General features: G+C 63.1%; 17 protein-coding genes and 2 tRNA genes. 10 read left to right on the top strand and 9 right to left on the bottom strand.

Features of this window, described 5'->3' with window-relative positions:
* Window positions 1-38: 38 nt before the first annotated feature.
* Genes murI through hemA form a run of 5 tightly spaced genes read right to left on the bottom strand, consistent with a single transcriptional unit; the run spans window position 39 to window position 4,770 of the window.
* A complete protein-coding gene (gene murI, locus IEW63_RS00095) occupies window positions 39-836 on the bottom strand; it encodes a glutamate racemase (protein WP_188634584.1) in 798 nt (265 codons plus the stop codon).
* On the bottom strand, window positions 823-1,587 hold the full coding sequence (locus tag IEW63_RS00090) for a HesA/MoeB/ThiF family protein (RefSeq protein WP_188634583.1): 765 nt from the start codon (window positions 1,585-1,587) through the stop codon (window positions 823-825). The genes murI and IEW63_RS00090 overlap by 14 nt, the downstream gene beginning before the upstream one ends.
* The gene (prmC, locus tag IEW63_RS00085; RefSeq protein WP_188634582.1) at window positions 1,580-2,413 is read right to left on the bottom strand and encodes a peptide chain release factor N(5)-glutamine methyltransferase; all 834 of its coding nucleotides are present in this window, start codon (window positions 2,411-2,413) and stop codon (window positions 1,580-1,582) included. Before prmC ends, IEW63_RS00090 begins: the two co-directional genes overlap by 8 nt.
* Window positions 2,414-3,496 (bottom strand): peptide chain release factor 1, encoded by a 1,083-nt coding sequence (prfA, locus tag IEW63_RS00080; protein WP_188634581.1) that lies wholly within the window; start codon window positions 3,494-3,496, stop codon window positions 2,414-2,416.
* Complete coding sequence (gene hemA, locus IEW63_RS00075) at window positions 3,493-4,770, bottom strand: glutamyl-tRNA reductase (protein ID WP_188634580.1); 1,278 nt, start codon at window positions 4,768-4,770, stop codon at window positions 3,493-3,495. Before hemA ends, prfA begins: the two co-directional genes overlap by 4 nt.
* A gap of 206 nt (window positions 4,771-4,976) precedes the next feature.
* Here hemA and IEW63_RS00070 point away from each other — a divergent pair, with 206 nt between their 5' ends.
* From IEW63_RS00070 to IEW63_RS00025, 10 genes are all read left to right on the top strand, one after another.
* The gene (locus tag IEW63_RS00070; RefSeq protein WP_188634579.1) at window positions 4,977-6,704 is read left to right on the top strand and encodes a tetratricopeptide repeat protein; all 1,728 of its coding nucleotides are present in this window, start codon (window positions 4,977-4,979) and stop codon (window positions 6,702-6,704) included.
* Window positions 6,705-6,707: 3 nt separating this feature from the next.
* Window positions 6,708-7,325 carry a lipoprotein insertase outer membrane protein LolB gene (gene lolB, locus IEW63_RS00065; RefSeq protein WP_188634578.1) on the top strand — a complete coding sequence of 206 codons (618 nt, stop codon included), beginning with the start codon at window positions 6,708-6,710 and terminating at the stop codon, window positions 7,323-7,325.
* Complete coding sequence (gene ispE / locus IEW63_RS00060; protein WP_188634577.1) at window positions 7,322-8,191, top strand: 4-(cytidine 5'-diphospho)-2-C-methyl-D-erythritol kinase; 870 nt, start codon at window positions 7,322-7,324, stop codon at window positions 8,189-8,191. Before lolB ends, ispE begins: the two co-directional genes overlap by 4 nt.
* 16 nt (window positions 8,192-8,207) lie before the next feature.
* Window positions 8,208-8,282 (top strand) — tRNA-Gln (locus IEW63_RS00055).
* A 123-nt stretch (window positions 8,283-8,405) separates the two neighbouring features.
* Window positions 8,406-9,347, top strand: coding sequence for a ribose-phosphate pyrophosphokinase (locus IEW63_RS00050; protein WP_188634576.1), 942 nt, complete (start codon window positions 8,406-8,408; stop codon window positions 9,345-9,347).
* Window positions 9,348-9,448: 101 nt separating this feature from the next.
* The gene (locus tag IEW63_RS00045) at window positions 9,449-10,087 is read left to right on the top strand and encodes a 50S ribosomal protein L25/general stress protein Ctc (protein WP_188634575.1); all 639 of its coding nucleotides are present in this window, start codon (window positions 9,449-9,451) and stop codon (window positions 10,085-10,087) included.
* 86 nt (window positions 10,088-10,173) lie between these two features.
* Window positions 10,174-10,704, top strand: coding sequence for an aminoacyl-tRNA hydrolase (gene pth / locus IEW63_RS00040; RefSeq protein WP_229710222.1), 531 nt, complete (start codon window positions 10,174-10,176; stop codon window positions 10,702-10,704).
* 36 nt (window positions 10,705-10,740) lie between these two features.
* Window positions 10,741-11,841, top strand: a complete 1,101-nt coding sequence (gene ychF, locus IEW63_RS00035) for a redox-regulated ATPase YchF (protein ID WP_188634574.1) — start codon at window positions 10,741-10,743, stop codon at window positions 11,839-11,841.
* A gap of 292 nt (window positions 11,842-12,133) precedes the next feature.
* Window positions 12,134-13,630, top strand: a complete 1,497-nt coding sequence (locus IEW63_RS00030; protein ID WP_188634573.1) for a phospholipase D family protein — start codon at window positions 12,134-12,136, stop codon at window positions 13,628-13,630.
* Window positions 13,631-13,726: 96 nt separating this feature from the next.
* Window positions 13,727-13,803: transfer RNA gene (locus IEW63_RS00025), tRNA-Met, on the top strand.
* Window positions 13,804-13,866: 63 nt separating this feature from the next.
* Here IEW63_RS00025 and IEW63_RS00020 read toward each other — a convergent pair.
* The 4 genes from IEW63_RS00020 to IEW63_RS00005 are packed head-to-tail and all read right to left on the bottom strand — an operon-like array spanning window position 13,867 to window position 17,599.
* Window positions 13,867-14,763, bottom strand: coding sequence for a DMT family transporter (locus IEW63_RS00020; protein WP_188634572.1), 897 nt, complete (start codon window positions 14,761-14,763; stop codon window positions 13,867-13,869).
* A gap of 18 nt (window positions 14,764-14,781) precedes the next feature.
* The gene (gene rimI, locus IEW63_RS00015; protein ID WP_188634571.1) at window positions 14,782-15,234 is read right to left on the bottom strand and encodes a ribosomal protein S18-alanine N-acetyltransferase; all 453 of its coding nucleotides are present in this window, start codon (window positions 15,232-15,234) and stop codon (window positions 14,782-14,784) included.
* The gene (locus IEW63_RS00010; RefSeq protein WP_188634570.1) at window positions 15,231-16,055 is read right to left on the bottom strand and encodes a hypothetical protein; all 825 of its coding nucleotides are present in this window, start codon (window positions 16,053-16,055) and stop codon (window positions 15,231-15,233) included. The genes rimI and IEW63_RS00010 overlap by 4 nt, the downstream gene beginning before the upstream one ends.
* Window positions 16,055-17,599: a 2-isopropylmalate synthase gene (locus IEW63_RS00005; protein WP_188634569.1), complete on the bottom strand. Its 1,545-nt coding sequence runs from the start codon at window positions 17,597-17,599 to the stop codon at window positions 16,055-16,057. The genes IEW63_RS00010 and IEW63_RS00005 overlap by 1 nt, the downstream gene beginning before the upstream one ends.
* Window positions 17,600-17,955 lie beyond the last annotated feature (356 nt).

Raw genomic sequence — 17,955 nt, 5'->3', positions numbered from 1 at the left:
TTGAGTCACGCACCGCTTACTGGTTCCACTGCGACCGGCTAAAAAGGCAAAACGGCCACGGCCGGATCCGGCTCGCTCCAGAGGACCGGCAACACCGCTCGCAACCGCTGGATATCTCCACTGCTCCAGAACTGTGCCGGGCGAGCCGGGCCGTCCCCCAGCAGCCCGGATTCCGCCAGTCTGGTCCGCACCTGCCGCGCCACTGCCGCGCCGGTATCCACCAGCCTGACATCGGCAGGCAGCAGCCGCGTCAAAGCGGGTCTGAGAAAGGGATAATGGGTACAGCCGAGGATCAGCGTGTCGCACCCTGCCTCAAGAAGGGGCCGGGTATAGTCGCGCAGCAGCGCTGTGAGCTCTGCCCCGTCCAGATCACCACGCTCGACGCACTCGACCAGCCCCGGACAGGGCTGGGTAATGAACTCCACCGAACCGGCGAAGCGGTCAAGCAGCGCGGCAAAACGGGCGCTGCGCAGGGTGCCGGTGGTGGCCAGCACGCCCACCACGCCGCTGCGTGTGGCCCCCGTCGCCGGTTTGACTGCCGGCTCCATACCGATGATCGGTACGCTGTAGCGCGAACGCAGATCGCCAATGGCCGCCGCGGTGGCCGTGTTGCAGGCAACCACCAGCGCCTTGGCACCCCGATCCAGCAGGAACTCGGCGATCCGCCGGCTGCGCTCGACGATCAGTTCGGGCGGCTTTTCCCCGTAGGGAACGAATCCGCTGTCCGCCACGTAGAGCAGCGATTCGGCTGGCAGCAACCGGTCAATCTCACCCAGTACCGACAAGCCGCCGACCCCGGAGTCGAACACGCCGACAGGCGCATCAGGCCGCGCCATGGCCCGCTCCGCAGCAGCCGCAGTCCGGGTCCCGCCTGACACGCAGCTCGCGGAAACCCGCCTGCATGGCGTCGATCAGCAGCAGCCGGCCCACCAGCGGTCGACCGAAGCCGACCAGCAGTTTCATCGCCTCAAGGGCCTGAACACTGCCGACGATACCCACCAGCGGCCCGATGACCCCCGCCTCGGCGCAGCTCAGGGTCTCGTCATTGCCTTGGCCATCGCCGTACAGGCACTCGTAGCACGGGCTCTCCGCATCGCGCAGGTCGAATACGCTCACCTGCCCCTGCAGGCGTATCGCCGCCCCCGACACCAGCGGTTTGCGCAACGCGACGCAGGCAGCATTCAGCGCCTGCCGGGTAGTGAAGTTGTCGGTGCAGTCGAGCACCAGGTCGGCCTGGGCGACGGCCTCGTGCAACTGCTCACCGAGCAGCCGATGATCAAGCCGGGAAATCTGTACATCCGGGTTGATAGACGCAAGCCGGTCCGCAGCGGAGGCGGTCTTCTGTCGTCCGATATCGGCGGTCGCGTGGAGAATCTGCCGCTGGAGATTGCTCAGTTCGACATGGTCATCGTCTGCCAGCAGCAGCCGGCCGACGCCCGCTGCCGCCAGGTACATTGCCGCGGGACTGCCCAGCCCGCCCATGCCGACAATCAACACGGTGCTGTCGAGCAGCCGCTGCAGTCCGTCGACATCGATCTGCTCGAGCAAAATATGCCGGCTGTGTCGCAACAGTTGCTGATCATTCATGCCAGCGCCCTCCACTTACCCGTTGGTGACCACTCAGATCGAGCCATGACTGCACCCCGATGAAACCCCGCCCGAGCAGCAGGTCACGTACCGCACCGGCCTGCTGCCAGCCGTGCTCCAGCAGCAGCCAGCCGTCCGCCTCGAGATACGCCGGTGCGGCGTCGATGATGACACGGATGTCATCCAGCCCATCGCGGCCGCTCACCAGCGCGCTGGCCGGCTCGAAACGCACGTCGCCCTGTCTCAGGTGATGATCGTCTTCGGCGATATAGGGGGGGTTGGATACGATCAGTTCGAAGCGCTGGTCCGCCAGCGCGCTGAACCAGTCGCTGGCCAGGAACCGGGCATTGCCCAGCGCCAGCCGGTGGCGATTGTGCTCGGCCAGTTCGACGGCGCCGGCCATGCGATCCACACCGGTCAGCTGCCAGGCACTGCGTTCGGCGGCCAGCGCCAGCGCGATCGCCCCGGTGCCGGTGCCCAGGTCGAGCACCCGAGCGGGCCCCGGCGGGCCCACTTCCAGCGCGACTTCCACCAGCCGTTCGGTGTCGGGACGAGGGATCAGCGTGTCGGGGCTGACCTGCAGCTCCAGCGACCAAAAGCCCTGATTGCCCAGCAGGTAGGCAATGGGCTCCCCCTTACATCGGCGCGCCAGCAATTGCTCGAACCGGTCCCGCTGCTCGGCCGTGGGCTCGCGCTCCGGCCAGGTCCGCAGGTAACTGCGCGGTTTGCCCAGCACATGGGCCAGCAGCAACTCGGCGTCCAGCCCCGGGGTGTCCGAGTCCGGTAGCGAGGCTGCCGCCAGCAATTGCGCGATGCTGGCGCCCATTCAGGAGTCCAGTGCCGCCAGTTGATCGGCCTGATACTCCCGGCGCAGCGGCTCGACGATGGCATCCAGCTCGCCTTCGATGACATGGTCCAGACTGTACAGCGTCAGGTTGATGCGATGGTCGGTGACCCGGCCCTGGGGAAAGTTGTAGGTGCGGATACGCTCGGAACGGTCCCCCGACCCCACCAGCGAGCGCCGGGTATCGGAGATGGCCTTCTCGTGCGCCTCGCGCTGCTGGTTGGCCAGCCGCGCCTGTAGCAGAGCCATGGCCTTGGCGCGGTTCTTGTGCTGGGAACGCTCTTCCTGACACTCCACGACGATACCGCTGGGCAGGTGAGTGAGGCGGATGGCTGAATCGGTCTTGTTCACGTGCTGACCACCGGCGCCGGAGGAGCGGAAGGTATCCACCCGCAGATCAGCAGGGTTGATCTCCACCACCGCCTGCTCGTCCGGCTCGGGCATGATCGCCACGGTGCAGGCCGAGGTATGGATCCGGCCCTGGGATTCGGTTTCCGGGACGCGCTGCACCCGATGTGCACCGGACTCGAACTTCAGATGAGCATAGACACCCTGCCCTTCGACCCGGGCGATGATTTCCTTGTAGCCACCATGTTCGCCGGGGTTCTCCGACAGCACCTCGATGCGCCAGCCGCGCCGTTCGGCGTAGCGCGAATACATGCGGAACAGGTTGCCGGCAAAGATCGCGGCCTCATCCCCACCGGTACCGGCGCGGATCTCCAGAAACACGTTGCGCTCGTCGTCCGGATCCTTTGGCAGCAGCAGCAGATTCAGCTCGCTTTCCAGCTCCGCCAGAGCACTGGCGCACAGCGCTGCGTCATCCTCGGCCATGGCGCGGATGTCCGGGTCGCTGTCCTTGAGCAGGCTGCGCGCCTCTTCCAGATCATCCTGCGTCTTGCGCCACTGCCCGTAGCACTTCACGGTGGGCTCGAGCTCGGCGTATTCCTTGGAATAGGCGCGGAAGCGATTCTGGTCGCTGATGACTTCGGCATCACTGAGCAACGCCGAGAGCTCCTCGAAGCGGTCACGCAGGGTATCGAGACGTTGTAGCAGTGACGCTTTCATGATTTGCCCTGTGCAGTGGTGTCGTCATCCAGTCCGAACAGTTCCATGGCCAGCGACAGCGACTCGCTGCGCCCCTCGGCGCTCATGCGCTTGAGTTGAACGCTCGGTTCGTGCAACAGCTTGTTGGTCAGCGCGCGGGCCATCTCCGCCATCACCGCGGCCGGCTCGCCGCCCCGCTCCAGCCTGGCCAGCGCCTTTTCCAGCTCCTGGTCGCGCTGCTCCTGGGCGCGCTGGCGATAGCGCTTGAGCACATCCACCGCCGCCCGCGCGCGCATGCGTTGCATGAACTCGTCTGTACCCAGCTCAATCAGCCGCTCCGCTGCCTCGGCGGCGTCCTGGCGCGAACGCATGTTCTCCTCGATGACCTCATGCAGGTCATCGACGCTGTACAGATAGACATCAGGCAGCTTGCCCACTTCCGGCTCGATATCCCGGGGCACGGCGATATCCACCATGAACATCGGATTGTGGCGGCGGGCCCTCAGTGCGCGCTCGACCGCACCCTTGCCGAGGATCGGCAAGGGGCTGGCAGTAGAGGCGATGACAATCTCGCACTCATGGAGCACATCGGGGATCTGATTGAGTGTGATGGCGCGTCCACCCAGCGGTGCGCTCACTTCTTCGGCGCGCTCCAATGTGCGGTTGGCCACGATGAGTTTGCTGACGCCCTGCTCGTTGAGATGGCGGGCGACCAGGGCAATGGTCTCGCCCGCACCGATCAGCAGTGCCGTGCTGGCGCTCAGGTCGGAGAAGATCTGCCGGGCCAGGCTGACCGCGGCAAAGGCGACGGAAACCGGGTTGGAGCCGATGGCGGTATCGGTGCGCACCTGCTTGGCGGTATTGAAGGTGCTCTGGAACAGCCGATCCAGCCGCGGACCCAGCGTGCCTGCAGTACGCGCGTACTGCCAGGCGTCCTTCATCTGGCCGAGGATCTGTGGCTCACCCAGGATCATGGAGTCCAGCCCGGCGGCAACCCGCATCATGTGGCTGACGGCACCGGCATCCTGATGCACATAACTGCAACTGGCGACCGCCTGGGGGTCGAGCCCGTGGTAACGCGCCACCCACTCGATCAGACGCCGCGGATTCAGCTGATCCTGCGTGCAGTAGATTTCCGTGCGATTGCAGGTGGACAGGATCGCCACTTCCGGAGAAGCGGTCTCATCACGCAACTGCTGCAGCGCATCGGCCAGTTGGTCGGGCGCGAAGGCGACACGCTCGCGAACATCCACGGAAGCGGTCTTGTGATTGATCCCGACTGCGAGAAAGCCCATGACACCTCAATGATTAAAGCCCGGCATTCCCGGGTTGAAAACAGGTAATTGTCCTATTTAAACGGGCGCCGATCAATTCCCGGCTTCCCAAGGGTACTAAAACTGTCGCCCTGCCAGGCTCGCACTTGCGCGCTGAGTCTTTGCCACTCATCCTGTATCATCATCTGCTGGCGATGGCTGCAGACGGCGGCTCAACGAGATCATCCATGACGGTTACACGCACTTCCCTGACCCTGGCCCTGGCATTCGGCGTGCTGCTGAGCGCCTGCGCAGCACGGGGCCCGGCCCCCGACACGGCGCCGACACACGAGGCCCCGCCCACCGAGTCGGCCACTGACGTGCCGGTCGTCCATGGACAGTTTCCGGCCGAAACGCTCTATGCCCTGCTGACGGCGGAGATCGCCGGGCAGCGCAACCGTTTTGATATCGCCCTCAACAATTATCTGGAACAGGCGGTAGCAACCCGCGATGCCGGCGTCATCGAGCGGGCCATGGAAATCTCGGAGTTCCTCGGGGCCCGGCAGCAGGCCCTGGACATGTCGCTGCTCTGGGTGGAAGTGGCCCCACAGGACCCCGATGCTCTGCGCGCTGCCGCCCTGCAGCTGGCCCGTGCCGGCCAGCATGACCACGCCATGCAGATAATGCAGCAGGTGCTGCAGCTGGATGATGATACCCATTTCGACCTGCTGGCGCTGGCCGCGCTGCAGGCCGACAGCGAGACCCGCCAGGGCCTGCTGGACAATCTTCTGGGGCTGCTGGACCAGCACCCGGGTAACCCGCAGCTGAGCTTCGCCGCCGCCCTGCTGCTGCAGGAAGAACAGCGCAGCGACGAAGCCCTGGCATTGCTCGAGAAGCATACCCGGCAGAACCGCAGCACGGCATCGGTGATGCTGCAGAGCCGCCTGTATGCGGGCCGTGGGGAGACCGAACAGGCGCTGGCGCTGCTGCGCGAGGGTGTCGCGGAGTTCCCGCAGGACCACCGTCTGCGCCTGCTGCTGGCGCGGATGCTGGTCAATGACGAGGATTATCAGGGAGCCATCGAGCATTTCCGCGAACTGGTACGACAGAACCCCGACGACGAAGAGATCCAGCTGGCTCTGGCGCTGATCGAGATGGAAGCCGGCGAGACCGAGGCCGCCATTGCCGGGCTTGAACTGATGCTGGAGCAGGATCCGGACAACGCCAGCGCCGCCCTGCACCTGGGCCAGGCCCTGGAACAGGCCGGGCGTATCAACGAGGCCATTGCCGTCTGGCAGGGCATCAGCGCGGGTGATGAATATCTGCCCTCCCGGCTGCGCATCAGCCGTGCGCTGGTCAGTGAGAAGCGATTCGATGAGCTGACCGCTTTCATGCGCGATGAGCGCAACCGCCAGCCCCAGCGCGCACTGGAGCTTTATCTCGTGGAGATCGAGACGCTGATGCCGACAGACGCAGCGCTCGCGATGCAGCGCGCGAACGACGCACTGACCCAGTTCGAACAGAACACCAACCTTCTCTATACCCGCGCCATCCTCGCCGAGCGCCTGGGTGATCCCGCCGGGCTTGAAGCGGACCTGCGCTCGATCCTGCAGCGCGAACCGGAAAACGCCATGGCCCTGAATGCCCTGGGCTACACCCTTGCCGACCGCAACGAGCGACTCGACGAGGCACTGCAATTGATTGAGCAGGCCCATCGTCTGAAACCTGAGGACCCGGCCATCCTCGACAGTCTCGGCTGGGTGCACTACCGGCTGGGCGACCTGAAGCTGGCCGAGGAACTGTTGCGCCGCGCCTATGCCGCCTTTCCCGATGCAGAAGTGGCCGCCCACCTGGGTGAAGTACTCTGGCAGCAGGGCAAGCACCGCGAAGCTCGCCGGATCTGGGACGAGGCTGCAGAACAGGCCGAGGACAGCACACTTATCGACGCCACCCGCAAACGACTGAAGGGCGACTGATCCATGTCATATCTGCGCACCTTGCTCCTGCTGACAGTCGCGCTGGTTATGAGCGCCTGCAGCAACCTGCATCAACGTGAAACCCTGGAGTTCGGAGGTGATGCAGCGGCCTGGCAGGCCCACCGCCAGACGGTCGCACCGCTGGAGAACTGGATCCTGCAGGGCAAGCTGGGGGTCAAGGCGCCGGGCGAGTCCGGAAGCGGCACGGTGTTCTGGCTGCAGCAGCAGGACTATTACGACATACGGCTGTCCGGCCCACTTGGGCGTGGCGCCACCCGCATTCAGGGCAGCAACCGGGGCATTACCCTGGATATCGCCGGACAACCGAGCATGAGCGCCCCCTCCGCCGAGGCGCTGCTGGAAGAGCAGATCGGCTGGCGGTTGCCGGTGGAGCATCTGCTCTGGTGGGTCCGCGGCCTGCCCGCCCCGGACAGCCCGAGCCGCCTGCAGCTCAATCCGGACAGCCAGCTTGCGCGGCTGGCCCAGTCCGGCTGGACAGTCGAATACAGCCGCTACCAGCAGGTTGACGGTGTCACCCTGCCGCAGCGTCTTCAGCTTTCCGGTCACGACATGCTGTTGACCCTGGTCATCACCCGCTGGGAACCTCGTAATACAGAATGACTGCCCCCACCCTGAGCCTGCCGGCACCGGCCAAACTGAACCTGTTCCTGCATATTACCGGTCGCCGCGACGACGGCTACCATCTGCTGCAGACCCTGTTCCAGTTCCTCGACCATGGTGACACCCTGCACTTCACGCCCCGGGATGACGGCCAGCTGCGGCTGCTTACCGAGCTGCCGGGCGTCGCCATTGAAAACAACCTGATCATGCGTGCCGCCCGCCGATTGCAGCAGGCCAGCAATACGACCTGCGGTGCCGACATCCGACTGGACAAGCGTCTGCCCATGGGTGGAGGAATCGGCGGAGGCAGCTCGGACGCCGCCACCACCCTGGTCGGCCTCAATCACCTGTGGCAGGCGGGGCTGGCCGAGGATCAGTTGGCAGCGCTCGGCCTGGAGCTCGGGGCCGACGTACCGGTGTTCGTGCGCGGACGGGCGGCCTGGGCCGAAGGCGTGGGCGAGCAGCTCACCCCGGTTGAAGTGGATGAACCCTGGTACCTGGTCGTGGTTCCGCCATGCGAAGTGAGCACAGCGGAAATATTTTCCGATCAGAGGTTGACTCGCGACACCCCGCCTATTACATTAGCGGCCTTTCGAGAGCACGGCGGTCGGAACGATTGCCTGCCGGTTGTCACAGCGCGTTACCCTGAAATTCGTAACACGTTGATCTTGCTAAACAAATTTTGTGAAGCTAAGATGACCGGAACTGGCAGTTGCTTGTTTGGGGCCTTCCCAAACGAACGCGAAGCTGATAAAGTTCGCGCCCGGTTGCCAGCCACTCTGCAAGCCTTTGTTGCCAAGGGGTGTAACGTCTCACCGTTACATGCTTTACTCAACAAAGCGACGCAAAAAGGATGCAACCCTTAAGCATCCGGACAGTTACAGGGGCGTAGCCAAGCGGTAAGGCAGCAGGTTTTGATCCTGCCATGCGTTGGTTCGAATCCAGCCGCCCCTGCCATTTTTTCCGGCAGCAATAATCAATGACATCTTGAGTCCGGCTCGACCGGCCAGGCGTCTTTTGTTCGCCCGGCTCTCTCACTGACTCATCGCAATAGACCCACTACCCAGAAGGTAATGTAGCGTGTCCAAGATGATGGTCTTCACCGGGAATGCAAACCCCGATCTGGCACGGCGCGTCGTGCGTCAATTGCATATTCCACTTGGCGATGCCCTGGTCAGTCGCTTCAGCGACGGCGAAGTGAGCGTTGAACTGAACGAGAACGTTCGCGGCAAGGATGTCTTCGTCATCCAGCCGACCTGCGCCCCGACCAACGACAACCTGATGGAACTGGTGGTCATGACCGACGCCCTGCGTCGCTCCTCCGCCTCGCGCATCACGGCAGTCATCCCCTACTTCGGTTACGCCCGTCAGGACCGCCGCCCGCGCTCGGCGCGGGTGCCGATCAGTGCCAAGGTAGTGGCCGACATGCTGGACGTGGTCGGCGTCGATCGGGTCCTCACCGTAGACCTGCACGCTGACCAGATCCAGGGCTTCTTCGACATCCCGGTCGACAATATCTACGGTTCGCCGGTACTGATCGATGACATTCAGGCACAGCGTCTGGAAGATCTGCTGATCGTATCCCCGGATATCGGCGGCGTGGTCCGCGCCCGTGCCGTGGCCAAGAGCCTCGGTGTCGATCTGGCGATCATCGACAAGCGTCGCCCCAAGCCCAACCAGTCAGAGGTCATGCACATCATCGGTGATGTGGAAGGCCGCAACTGCATCCTGGTCGACGACATGGTCGACACCGCCGGCACCCTGTGTGCAGCGGCCCGTGCCCTGAAGGAATACGGCGCCCAGCGCGTTTCCGCCTACTGCACGCACCCGATCCTGTCGGGCAAAGCCATCGAGAATGTCAACAACTCGGTGCTTGATGAGCTGGTGGTGACCAACACCATCCCGCTGACCGCCGCCGCTGACGAATGTCCGCGCATCCGTCAGCTGGACATGGCGCCGATCATCGCCGAGGCGATGCGCCGCATCAGCAATGAAGAATCCATCAGCGCCATGTTCCGCTAGGAACGGGCGCTGGTACAAACAGCCCGGCAATCTCGCCGGGTTTTATCAATCGTCCGACGTGCTGGTCGCAAGTACCCGGACGCTCAGCAAGGAGACTATCAATGGTCGACTTCACTTTGAATGCGAATGTGCGTGAGGACCTGGGGAAAGGTGCGAGCCGCCGCCTGCGTCGTAACGCTGATCTGGTTCCGGCTATCGTTTACGGTGGCAACAAGGAGCCGCAGAGCATTTCCATCGCCGCCCGCGAGCTGAACAAGGCGCTGGAAAACGAAGCTTTCTACTCCTCCATCATCGGCCTGTCCATCGATGGCAAGGTAGAGGAAGTTCTGGTCAAGGCTCTGCAGCGCCACCCGGCCAAGCCGCGCGTACTGCACGCCGACTTCCAGCGCATCGTTGCCGGTCAGAAGGTTACCGTTCAGGTACCCCTGCACTTCGCCAACGAAGATATCTGTGTAGGCGTCAAGCAGGAAGGCGGCATGGTATTCCGCAACCTGCCTGAAGTTGAAGTCAGCTGTCTGCCCAAGGATCTGCCCGACTTCATCGAAGTCGACCTGAAGGACTTGAAGGTGGGCGAGGCACTGCACCTGGCCGACCTGAAGCTGCCTGAGGGTCTGACCATCCCGAGCCTCGCTCTGGGTGACGACCACAACCTGCCGGTAGTGACCATCATGGCTCAGCGCACTGCTGCTGCCGCCGATGAAGACGACGCCGCAGAAAGCGGTGAAGAATCAGCGGAATAATCCCCGCTGAGTGATAGAGGGCGCCCGTTGTGACGCAGGGTATCAGGTTGATCGTCGGTCTCGGTAATCCGGGCCCGGAATATGACATGACCCGGCACAACGCGGGCGCCCTTTTCGTTGAGCGCCTCGCCGAGGTGCACAACCTGGCACTGCGCCAGGAAAAACAGTTTTTCGGCCTGACCGGTCGTCTCACTCTCAACGGTCAGGACCTTCGTCTGCTCATCCCCACTACCTTCATGAACCGCAGCGGCCAGGCCATTGCCGCCATGGCGGGCTTCTACCGCATCACCCCCGAGGAAATCCTGGTCGCTCACGACGAGCTCGACCTGCCCCCCGGTGTGGTGAAATGCAAGAAGGGTGGCGGACATGGCGGGCACAACGGACTGCGCGACACCATCGCCAGTCTGGGCAACAACAACGGATTTCATCGCCTGCGGCTGGGCATCGGCCACCCCGGCCATGCCTCGCAGGTCACAGGCTACGTTCTCGGTCGCGCACCGAAGGACGAGCAGCAGGCGCTGGACGCCTGCATCGATGAGGCGCTCCGCGAGGTCCCCGGCATGCTCGCCGGCGACTGGACCCGCGTCATGCAGCGCCTGCACAGCTTCAAGGCCTGATTCATTTTCGCCGCAGCCGCGGCAGAGGACACCAGTATGGGATTCAATTGCGGTATCGTCGGACTGCCCAACGTCGGCAAATCCACCCTGTTCAACGCCTTGACCAAGGCCGGTATCGGCGCGGAGAACTTCCCGTTCTGCACCATCGAACCGAACAGCGGCATCGTACCCATGCCCGACCCGCGCCTGGACGCCCTGGCTGCCATCGTCAAACCCGAGCGGGTGTTGCCGACCACCATGGAGTTCGTCGACATCGCCGGTCTGGTGGAGGGCGCCTCCAAGGGCGAGGGGCTTGGCAACAAGTTCCTGGCCAATATCCGCGAGACCGACGCGATCGCCCACGTGGTGCGCTGCTTCGACGATGACAATGTCATTCACGTCTCCAACAGCGTCGATCCCAAGCGCGACATCGAGATCATCGATCTGGAACTGATCTTCGCCGACCTGGACAGCTGCGAGAAACAACTGCAGCGCGTGGCGCGTAACGCCAAGGGCGGGGACAAGGAAGCAGTGGCGCAGAAGGCCCTGCTGGAGAAGCTCATCCCCCACTTCACCGAAGGCAAGCCCGCGCGCACGCTGCTCAAGGACCTGGGCGATGAGGAGAAGAAGCTGATCAAGGGCTTCCACCTGCTGACCAGCAAGCCGGTCATGTACATCGCCAACGTCGCCGAGGACGGCTTCGAGAACAACCCCTATCTGGACATTGTCCGCGAGATCGCTGACGCGGAAGGCGCCATGGTGGTGCCGGTATGCAACAAGATCGAGGCGGAGATCGCCGAGCTGGACGACGAGGAAGAGAAGCTGATGTTCCTCGAAACCATGGGCATGGACGAGCCGGGTCTGAACCGGGTGATTCGCGCCGGCTATGAGCTGCTGAACCTGCAGACCTACTTCACTGCTGGCGTGAAGGAAGTACGTGCCTGGACCGTCAGGGTCGGCGCCACCGCGCCCCAGGCGGCCGGTGTGATCCACACCGACTTCGAGAAGGGCTTTATCCGTGCCGAGGTGGTCAACTACGACGACTTCATCCAGTACAACGGCGAAGCCGGCGCCAAGGAAGCGGGCAAATGGCGCCTGGAAGGCAAGGAATATATCGTCAAGGACGGTGACGTGATGCACTTCCGCTTCAACGTGTAACCCCCCGCCCGCGCCATGGCCGAGCCTCCTCGGCCATGGAAGCCTGCAATGCCGAGCTCCCCCAGCGCGGTGGAAGATCGAGTTCCATCTCGACCATACCGACCTGGCGACCACTCCAACGATCCAACCCGCTTACCGCCCTCATCTACACTGCAACCGCCAGCCGATCGAGTGGTATGCTGCTCCGCTGAACCCGGCCCGATACTTTCCCGGAAAATATGGCAGCATGCTTTTCTACGGCTTTACCGCATTGTCCAAACGGTCATGGCTCCTGGCGCTCCTCGGAGTGGCCATGCTGACCGGTTGCAGCCTCCCCCCTCAGAACCTCCGGCCGTCTTTCGCGCTCAGTGCTGAGGAGGCAGAGGCGACGCGTCTCGGTCAGGCAATTGCTCCGCTGGCGGCCGAGCACCCGGGCAAGAGCGGTATCCACCCCCTGTCCAACCCGCATGACGCCTTCGCCGCGCGCGTGCTGCTGGCGCGCGCGGCGGAACGCACGCTGGACGTTCAGTACTACATCTGGCACGGAGACATGACTGGCACCCTGCTGCTGGAAGAACTGCATACGGCAGCGGACCGGGGCGTGCGTGTCCGGCTGTTGCTCGACGATAACGGCACGGTGGGGCTGGATACCGAGCTGGCCGCGCTGGCACAGCATCCGTTGATCGAAGTCCGGCTGTTCAACCCCTTCGTCCTTCGCTCGCCGAAATGGCTGGGGTTTCTCACCGACTTGTCCCGGCTCAACAGACGCATGCACAACAAGTCCTTCACCGCGGACAGCCAGGCCAGCATCATCGGCGGCCGCAATGTGGGTGATGAATATTTCGGCGCAACGGAGGGTGTGCTGTTCGTGGATCTGGACGTGCTGTCGGTCGGGCCGGTAGTCGGGGAAGTATCCGCAGATTTCGACCGCTACTGGGCCAGCGGCTCGGCCTACCCGGTCGAACAGATTCTGCCGGCGGTATCACCCCGCACCCTGGACAGGCTGACCCGCAACGCCGCACTGGTGGAAAGAAATGCCGACGCAGCCGAATACGTGGCCGCTGTTTCGCGCTCGGATTTTATCCGCCAACTGCTCAACGGGCAGCTGCCGCTGGAATGGGCCAGAACGCGCATGGTCACCGATGACCCGGCCAAGGCGCTCGGCCAGGCCGGGCCCGACGGACTGTTGACTCGCCAGTTGTCACACATTCTGGAGCAGCCCAGCGATGAAGTTGTGCTCATCTCGCCCTACTTCGTACCAACCGCCGCGGGCGTGGAGGCGTTTGCCGCGCTGGCTGAGCGAGGCATCCGCGTGCGCATCCTGACCAATTCGCTGGGTGCCACCGATGTTGCCGCCGTGCATTCAGGCTACGCCAAGCGGCGCAAGAACCTGTTGCGCGCGGGCATAGAGCTGTATGAGATGCGTCGCCTGTCTCCTCACCTGGAGCGCAACGAAAGCGCCGGCCCCTTCGGCAGCTCGGGCTCCAGCCTGCATGCCAAGACCTTTTCCATCGATGGAAAGCGTGTCTTTGTCGGCTCCTTCAATTTCGACCCCCGCTCGGCCAACCTGAACACGGAACTGGGCTTTGTCATTGACAGCCCGGCCCTGGCCCAGCGAATCCATCAGGCCTTCGATACGACCGTCCCTGCCAATGCCTATGAGGTCCGCCTCGACCAGGACGGACGTCTCTACTGGCTGGAAGATCATGACGGCCGGCAGATCCGGCATGACCACGAACCCCATACCGGACTGCTCAAGCGCAGCGGCGTGTGGCTGCTGTCCCTGCTACCCATCGAATCACTGCTGTGATTGCGCGGAACCGGCTAAGCGATTGAAATTTTTACCAATTGAACGGATAACCCCTTGACAACTTTCCCGCGGATGGGAATAATGCGCGCCTCGGATGGCTACATAGCTCAGTTGGTTAGAGCACAGCATTCATAATGCTGGGGTCCCTGGTTCAAGTCCAGGTGTAGCCACCAACCTTTCAAGGGCTTGGCTTCGGCCAGGCCCTTTTTGTTTGTACCGTTCCCTGCCCCGCTCCCCTAGCGGCCCCCCCGACGCCAGCGCGTCGCCACGATCAGTCCCAGAAAGGTCAGAAGCCCTCCAGCCAGGTGATACCATTGCAGCGGCTCCTGCAACAGCAGCACGCCCAGCAAGGCGGTAAATACCGGCACCAGATAACTGAACAGCGACGCGGTTGCCGGCCCCAGCACCCGAACACCGTGATTCCAGGCCACATAAGCCAGCAGTGAGGCAAACACGGCGGTATAGACTATCGCACCTGCCGCATGCGCGGTGGCAGGCATCGGTCCAAGCCGAGCCTGCTCCCACAGGAATATCGGCAGCAGCAGCGGCACACCACAGAGCAGCAGCGCCGCCATCAGTACCAGTCCGGGAACGGGCAGCGACCACCGCTGCAGCAGGACCGAATACAGTCCCCAGGAAAGCACGGCGAGCAGCATGAGGATGTCGCCGCGGTTGAAGCTCAGCTGCAGCAATCGGCCGACCGCGCCGCCCGAAAGCACCAGCAGTAGTCCGGCGAGGCCCAGCAGGGCGCCTGTCACCGCTGCACCGCTCGGCCATTGGCGCAACAGCAGCACTGACCAGAAGAATGCCGCCACCGGCAGACCGGTGCCGACCAGTGTCAGGTTTATCGCTGTAGTGGTCTGCGCCGCCTGATACAGGAGGGTGTTATAGGAGCTGATGCTCAGAGCGGAAAGAACGATGATCTGTTTCCAGTTGCCCAGCAGTACTCGCCGATGCTGCCACACTCCTTTCGCAGTGAAGGGCAGCAGTAAAAAAAGTGCCAGACTCCAACGCCAGAAGGACAGGCCGACCGGTGGCAGCACCCCGGTTGCAGCCCGGGCAATCAGCGCGTTGCCAGCCCAGGCCAGGCTGGTGAGCAGCAAACCGAAGATGGCCCAGTATCGAGCGGTCATGGGCATCAAGGCAGAAGGTCAGTCAAACAGGGTGCAGGCCATTACCAACGCATCCTCGCGGCCGCCCACCGCCGGATAGTAGCCACGCCGGCGTCCTATTTCATTGAACCCGGTCCGCTCATAGAGGTGAATGGCAGCCCGGTTGGATTCGCGCACCTCCAGAAAAACGGTTTCCGCCCCTCGTTCACGGCCGCGCCGCAGCAGATGCTCGAGCAGCTTGCCACCCAGCCCGTTGGACTGGCTTTCCGGTTTTACCGTCAGGTTGAGCAGATGGCACTCGTCCCCCGCAGCGGAAAGTACCCCATGCCCTACCTGCTGATCGCCGAGAAACATCAGCCAGCACTCATAACCGGATTTAACGCAGTCAAGAAAGATGCCCCGCGTCCAGGGGTGGCTGAAGGCGGCAAACTCGATCCGGAGCACAGAATCCACATCGGCCTCGCCCATCGGGCGGAATTGCGGCTCGCTCATTGCTCCGCCTGCCAACGGCGCATGATGCGTTGCAGTTGCTTCCAGAGGGGCGCCTTGCGTTGCGGCTGGGCCATGAGTTCACCGAGTCCCGGGGCGAACCAGACCGGTGCCAGCCCTTCCAGCACCTGCTCGCCCTCGGGGATCCCCTGTCCCGCTGCCTGCTCCGGCCCCGCCAGCAGCTGAGGGGAACGGCCGAAACACCCTATGGAGACTACCTGCCGACCCTCGAGCCGACCCTGCATGAAAACGTTCAGAGCGAGACTGGCAGCCGGAGCACTGCGGTCCAGCTGGGGATTGCGATTCAGCGGCCATTGAAAGTCCGCCAAGGGTCTCGAGACCGGGGGCAGTTCTACCGCCCTGAGGATATCGTTGAGCAGAGCGAGCTCTGGGGAGGCGCTCTCCAGGCCGGGCTCATGCGCTTCCACAAGCAAGGCACAGGGCCCAGCCAGCCACAGTTGCAGATAGAAGGGACTGATCGGCTCCCGAGGCTCGTCCGTCCCTACAGGGGCGGTCGAAGCGGTCTCCCCTGCCGGGGCCACCGGCGCAGGCCGTGAGGGCCCGTCATTCCGGGCGCTGATACTGGCCCTGATCCGCGCTACAGCGGTCTGCGGCCGGTTACCGGAAGCAGTCTGCGGCGCGGGGGGAGCGACAGCTGCTGGTGCCGGTTGCCGCGGTTGCGGCGAGACGATTTCCTCAGTCTCCGGCTCCGCCTCCGGCATATCGGGCGGCATGCGGAACGCGGCCAGGGCCAGCGGCTCCCGTGGCACCCAGCCGACCACACCCATAGCCGCCAGGTATTCCAGTCGCGTTGATTCCAGCATCAGATACCTTCAACCTGGGGATGCGCCCGAAGCACGCCGGCGTGCATCAGGTTCAGCGCGTTGATATAGGCTTTGGCGGAGGCAATCACGATATCGGTATCGGCACCATTGCCATTGAGAATCCGGCCTGCCTTCTCCAGCCGTACGGTCACCTCTCCCTGGGAGTCAGTCCCTTCGGTTATGGCATTGACCGAGTACAGCTGCAGATTGGCACCCGATCGGGCAATTTCTTCCAGCGCACGGAACGTCGCATCGACGGGGCCTGAGCCCGTCGCTGTCGCGTGCTGCTCGATCCCATCGACTTCCACACTGATCTTCGCTTCCGGAATCTGACCGGTGCGGCTGGTGACATCCAGAAAGGTCAACCGCATGCGCTCCGGTACATCGGTCACACTGTCGGAAACAAGCGCCTGCAGGTCCTCATCGAAGATTTCCTGCTTCTTGTCCGCCAGTTCCTTGAAACGGGCAAAGGCTGCATTCAATTCATTCTGATCGGCCAGGTCGATCCCCAGCTCCTGCAGCCGGGTACGGAAGGCATTGCGTCCGGACAGCTTCCCCAGCGACAGCTTGTTGGCGTGCCAGCCCACGGATTCGGCGCTCATGATCTCGTAGGTCTCGCGGTGCTTCAGCACGCCGTCCTGATGGATACCGGATTCGTGGGCGAAGGCGTTGGCACCGACAATGGCCTTGTTCGGCTGGACCGGAAAGCCGGTAATGCTGGATACCAGCCTGGAGGTGCTGAGGATGTGCTCGGTGACGATGCCGGTCTGCAGCTGAAAGACGTCCTGCCGGGTCTTGAGTGCCATCACGATCTCTTCCAGCGAGGCATTGCCGGCACGCTCGCCTAACCCATTGATAGTGCACTCGACCTGCCTGGCGCCCGCCGATACCGCCGCCAGCGAGTTGGCCACCGCCAGCCCGAGGTCGTTGTGGCAGTGGACCGAAAATATTGCCTTGTCGGCGTTGGGCACCCGCTCGATGATCTGCCGGATGGTGTCGGCAAACTGATGGGGGATGGCATAACCCACGGTATCGGGAATATTGATGGTCCGTGCGCCGGCATCGATGGCCTTTTCTATGATGCGGCAGAGAAAATCGATGTTGGAGCGGCCGCCATCTTCGCAGGAGAACTCCACATCACCGCACAGGTTGCGGGCGCGCTTTATCGCCTGGACAGCCTGTTCGATCACCTGATCGGGCTGCAACCGCAGCTTGTATTCCATATGGATGGGGCTGGTTGCTATGAAGGTGTGGATGCGACCGGAGCTGGCGTTGGCCAATGCTTCCGCTGCGCGGTCGATATCCGCATCCACAGCACGGGCAAGACTGCAGACAGTGCTGTCCTTGATGGCATCGGCAATGCTTTTAACCGCCTCGAAGTCACCGGGGCTGGCAATCGCGAAGCCGGCTTCTATGACGTCCACGCGCAGCTTCTCGAGAGCCTTGGCGATGCGCAGTTTCTCCTCCCGGGTCATGGATGCTCCGGGGCTCTGCTCACCATCACGCAACGTGGTGTCGAAAATGATGACACGATCCTGACTCATCTGCCTGCCTCCTGGTGGCACTGCGATAGTTCCGGATTATACCGCAACCCCGCTGCCGGGGCAGAGACGATGGGCCCAACCCCTCCCGGGGTGCTCCCCCTGCTCAGCGATGCGCGTCGAACGCCGTCCAAGAAAAAACCCCGATCTGTTTCCAGATCGGGGTTTTTATTTGATGCTTGACGATGATTCCAATGCTCTATGGTCGTCAAGCAATTCGGTTGCTGTGCGGGATTGAGTCCACACGGCGAAAGAGGGGAAAAGTGATAGCTGACTGGCTTGTAATCTCTGTGCTGTTCCTGACTGTCGTTTCTCATGGCAGACCACGACCCGGATTGCTTGGGTGTTATATGGTCAAG

It is taken from the genome of Halopseudomonas pertucinogena, assembly GCF_014646575.1.
Classification (GTDB): Bacteria; Pseudomonadota; Gammaproteobacteria; order Pseudomonadales; family Pseudomonadaceae; genus Halopseudomonas; species Halopseudomonas pertucinogena.
This window is presented reverse-complemented; position numbering and strand designations above follow the sequence as displayed.